The sequence below is a fragment of the Hydrogenimonas sp. genome (assembly GCF_029933015.1).
Lineage (GTDB): Bacteria > Campylobacterota > Campylobacteria > Campylobacterales > Hydrogenimonadaceae > Hydrogenimonas.
The window spans coordinates 5,525-9,864 of the sequence record NZ_JAOZOZ010000008.1 but is presented as its reverse complement, the minus strand read 5'-3'; the positions used below and the strand labels follow the sequence as shown (position 1 = coordinate 9,864).

The following is a 4,340-nucleotide window of genomic DNA, read 5'->3' as shown; positions in this document are numbered from 1 at the left end:
CAGATCTACGAACTTCAGGGGCTCAAAAGCGAAGCGCTGGAGATCTACAAGGAGATCTTGAAAAAGGATCCCCAAAACGGTGAAGCGCGTGCCGCCATCCACAGGCTTTCGGGTGTGCGCCGCCACTTTCCCGGCGTCAACGAGACGATGAAGAAATTTTTCGTCGAAATGGACAGCGACGCCGAATTCGCCGAATTCGAACGCTGGCTATCGAGACTCTAAAGGCAGACGATGGAACTCAAAGATGTCATACTCTCCACGATCGCCGAACTGGGCGACGAGACCGATGCGAAAAAACTCAAAACCTCCCTCGCTTCCAAAAGCGTCAGGGAGATGAAGGAAGAGATCTCCCGTCAGGTTCTTTCGAAAGAGGCGCCTTCCGATATCTTGATGCAAGAGGAGGAGAGTTTCGTCGAAGAGGAGCGGGAGTTCCTGGAGCATATGCGAGAGAGGATCCTGGTCCTTTTCGAGGGGTTCCAGTCGCCCAACAACAGCCGGATCGAAGCGAAGATCGACCTGACGCTCAACTTTCTCGAATACCTCCTGGCGACACTCGACGAGCGTATCGAGACGCTCAAAAAATCGTGAAACCGCAACTCCCCGATCCTCTGCGAAAAGAGCTCGACTACGTTTTGGACTTTTTCCACAAACACTATCCCGAAGTGAGACTCTATCTCGTCGGCGGCGCCGTACGCGACATGGTGATGGGACGGGAGATCTACGATCTCGATATCGAGTGTTTCGGCATCGATCCTGAGAGTTTCGATGCCGCGATGCGTCGGCTCGGCGCCAAGGGGGTCGGAAAGAGCTTCTTCGTCTACAAATACGGACATCTGGATATCGCGCTGCCGCGTATCGAGAGGAAAGTGGGTGAGGGGCACCGGGGTTTCGCGGTGGAACTGGCAAAAGACACGAAAGAGGCGAGCCGCCGCAGGGATTTTACGATGAACGCCCTGATGCTCGATCTGCGAAGCGGCGAGATCGTCGATCACTGGGGCGGTCTGAAAGATATCCAAAAGCGGCTCATCCGTGTCGTCGATCCAAAGAAGTTCACGGAGGATTCCCTGCGCGTGTTGCGGGCCATGCAGTTTTCGGCCCGTCTGAAATTCCGCATCGAAGCCGCGAGCCGGGATCTGATGTGCCGGATGGATCTGGGCGATCTGACGCCCGAGCGCATCTTCTGGGAGTTCGAAAAGATGTTCAACGCCCCCTGGCTGCATTACGGACTCTTCGCGATGATCGATCTGAAAATCTCCGAGAAGATTTTGGGATTGGAGATCGGCAGAAGAGAGTTTTTCCGGATGGCCCGCCATATGCAGAAAGCGCGTCGGCTGGAGGATGCCTCGATGCGTCCCTACTATTTTCTCTTCGTCCTCTCGACCGACCTGCACCGCTCGGCCCTGAAACTGTGTGAAGCGATCCATACCCCCAATGTCTACAAAAAGATACTCACCTGGCAGAAACGGGTGCCCCACCGGATCACCGACCGCTTTCTGGGGGCGCTTTCGCTGCGTTTTCCCCTGCGCCAGTGGCTGGGCATCTACGCCGACGACGTGAAAGAGCGTGCCGTGAGACTGGGCATCTACGACCGGCAGTTCGATCCGGGGATCCGCCCGGCCGATCTTTTGGAAGAGGGTTACAGCGGAAAAGCTTTGGGGAAGGAACTCAGACGACGGATACTGGATGCCGTCAGACGTCGCTTCGGAGTGGTGTCGTGAAGGTCGCACTGGCACTTTCGGGGGGCGGCATACGCGCCGTGGCCCATCTGGGGATCATCGAGGTACTGGAAAAGAACGGTTTCGAGATCGAAGCGATAAGCGGCAGCAGCGGCGGTGCACTGGTGGGTGCGCTCTACTGCGACGGCAGAGCGCCCGAAGAGATCGTCGAGCTTATCAAAGAAGTCAAAATATGGAATCTCTTCGGTTCCACGGGGCGGGGCGGTGTCTTCGCGCTGGAGGGGATAAAAAAACTGCTTCTGGACACTCTGACGACGGAGGAGATCGGGGATCTTTCCAGACCCTTCATCGTCGCCTGCACCGATCTGGCCGCCGGAAAGATCCGCTATTTCGACGAGGGACCGATCGCCGATCTCTGCGTGGCTTCCTCCTCGCTGGTCCCGGTCTTCTCTCCGGTAAGATACGGCGATATGCTGCTGGCCGACGGAGGCTTCATGGACAATATGCCGGCCGGACCACTCGAAGCGTTCGGTCTGCCCGTCATCGGTATCAACGTCAACCCGATTCTTCCCAAAAAACCCGACAACGTCATCCGCACGACGACCAGGGCCCTGGTGCTGATGATGGCCGCCAACATCGAAGCCTCCAGGAGACACACCGATTTCTACATCGAACCGGCCGCCTGTGAAAAGATCAACATTTTCGATCTGGCGAAAGTGGACGAAGCCTACGAAGCGGGATACGAAGAGGCGCAGCGGCTCCTTCCAAAGCTCCTTGACACCTTCTCTGCGTTATAATCTTTCCATACCATTTCCCATCTATATTCAGAAGGTTGCCTATGACACGCGACTATCGTGTACTGATAGACTGTCGGGACGAAAAGGGTCTCGTCTACAAAATCAGCAAAGCGTTTTACGATTTCGGTCTCAACGTGGAGAAGAACAGGGAATTCGTCGATGCCCAGAACGGCAAGTTTTTCATGCGGAGCGAAGTGAGCGGCAAGTTCGATCCCAAGGCGCTGGAAGCGGAGCTGAAACTGGTCCTTCCCGAAAAGGCGAACATCCGGCTCTTCGAGCCGAGACCCAAGCGGATCGTCCTGATGGCCACCAAAGAGAGCCACTGTCTGGGAGATATCCTGATCCGACACGAAGCCAGAGAGCTCGAAGCCCAGATCGTAGGGGTCGTCTCCAACTACGATTCGCTGCGATCTTTGGTGGAGAAGTTCGAAATCCCCTACGTCCATGTGAGTCACGAAGGGCTGCAGCGGGCCGAGCACGAGGAGAAGATCATGGCGGAGCTTGAAAAATTCGGAGAGATCGACTATATCGTACTGGCCAAATATATGCGCATCCTGACACCCGAATTCGTTTCCCGTTACGACGAGCGGATCATCAACATCCACCACTCCTTCCTTCCCGCCTTCATCGGGGCCAATCCCTACAAACAGGCCTACGACCGGGGTGTCAAAATCATCGGAGCGACGGCCCACTTCGTCAACAACAACCTCGACGAAGGCCCCATCATCGCCCAGGATGTGATTCCGATCGATCATACGATGGATTGGCGTCAGATGCGCAACGCCGGACGGGATGTGGAGAAGATCGTACTGGCGAAGGCTCTGAAACTGGCGCTGGAGGACAAGATTTTCGTCTATGCCAACAAAACGGTCATTTTCGATTAGGAGAGAATGATGAAAAGAGCTCTGCTTCTTCTTGCGGCATCGACCATTCTTTTCGCCGCCATGACTTTCTGGGAAACGCTGATCGATGTCGAAAAACGTTTCTACACGGTTCCCAAAACGGAGGCAGAGACGATCATCACGCCGAAAGAGGCCAATGCAACCGCTTCCGCGAAGGTGACGGTGGGTGCGAAAAATCTGATCGTCGAAGGGGCGAAAAAGAGCGAAACCACTGAAAAGAAGGTCAAGACGGAGAGAAAGAGCGACGACCTTTCCAATCTGGCCGATGCGAAGATCGCCAAATTCAATCTTCTACTGGGACTCATGAAGGAGCGCCCCTACGAAGTGAACAATCCGAACAACCCTTTCTACAATCCCCTCAAATCGGAGCAGATTCGTTCGAAACTCAGAACGCGCATCGCCGTCAACAAGCAGTACGGATACAATCTTGCCGTCACACGCGACGAAATCGCGCTGCTCGAGCTCGATGCCCGCAGACATATCTACGATTTCTTCGTCGAGCTGGCGACGAAATGGACCGACATGAGCAGTGGCGATCTTATGAAGATGTTCAAGGAGTACAGCGAGTGGCTCCAGTCGATCGATTCGGGGAAATACACGAAAGCCTATATCGAAGCGAAAAAGAGTGACGACAAAATATCCCGGCAAATCGTCCAGAATTACGAAAAACTGAGGATGCACTATCTCTTTTTCAGTGAGTTTCTCGAATATGTGGCGACCAATCCCTCGATGCTCCACTACCGGTCCATCATGTCGATCTTTAAACTCGACGAAATCATCGACAGGATCAATTCGGTCGAAGCCTTCGCCAAAATCAATACCGATCTTCGCCATATCCACACCGATATGGGGCGGCTCATCATCTTCATCCTCATCATGATCGTCGCCTGGGGATCCTCCTACTTTTTCTACTTCAAACTCTACAACTTTCTGAAGAAGAAGATCGAAGAGGAGTACCACGAAGT

The 4,340-nt window shown here is 54.3% G+C and carries 6 protein-coding genes; all 6 read left to right on the top strand.

The features are described from left to right. The first annotated feature begins 3 nt into the window (after positions 1–3). On the top strand, positions 4–222 hold the full coding sequence (locus Q1K23_RS01310; protein ID WP_300361458.1) for a hypothetical protein: 219 nt from the start codon (positions 4–6) through the stop codon (positions 220–222). Positions 223–231: 9 nt separating this feature from the next. Further along, entirely contained in the window at positions 232–588 is a 357-nt protein-coding gene (locus Q1K23_RS01305) for a hypothetical protein (RefSeq protein ID WP_300361426.1), read from the top strand. Beyond that, positions 585–1,718: a CCA tRNA nucleotidyltransferase gene (locus Q1K23_RS01300; protein WP_300361424.1), complete on the top strand. Its 1,134-nt coding sequence runs from the start codon at positions 585–587 to the stop codon at positions 1,716–1,718. Before Q1K23_RS01305 ends, Q1K23_RS01300 begins: the two co-directional genes overlap by 4 nt. After that, positions 1,715–2,473 carry a patatin-like phospholipase family protein gene (locus tag Q1K23_RS01295; protein ID WP_300361423.1) on the top strand — a complete coding sequence of 253 codons (759 nt, stop codon included), beginning with the start codon at positions 1,715–1,717 and terminating at the stop codon, positions 2,471–2,473. Before Q1K23_RS01300 ends, Q1K23_RS01295 begins: the two co-directional genes overlap by 4 nt. Positions 2,474–2,514: 41 nt before the next feature. After that, a complete protein-coding gene (purU, locus tag Q1K23_RS01290) occupies positions 2,515–3,357 on the top strand; it encodes a formyltetrahydrofolate deformylase (RefSeq protein WP_300361421.1) in 843 nt (280 codons plus the stop codon). 9 nt (positions 3,358–3,366) lie between these two features. Next, positions 3,367–4,340: hypothetical protein (locus tag Q1K23_RS01285; RefSeq protein ID WP_300361418.1), on the top strand; the 974-nt coding region annotated here is incomplete at its 3' end.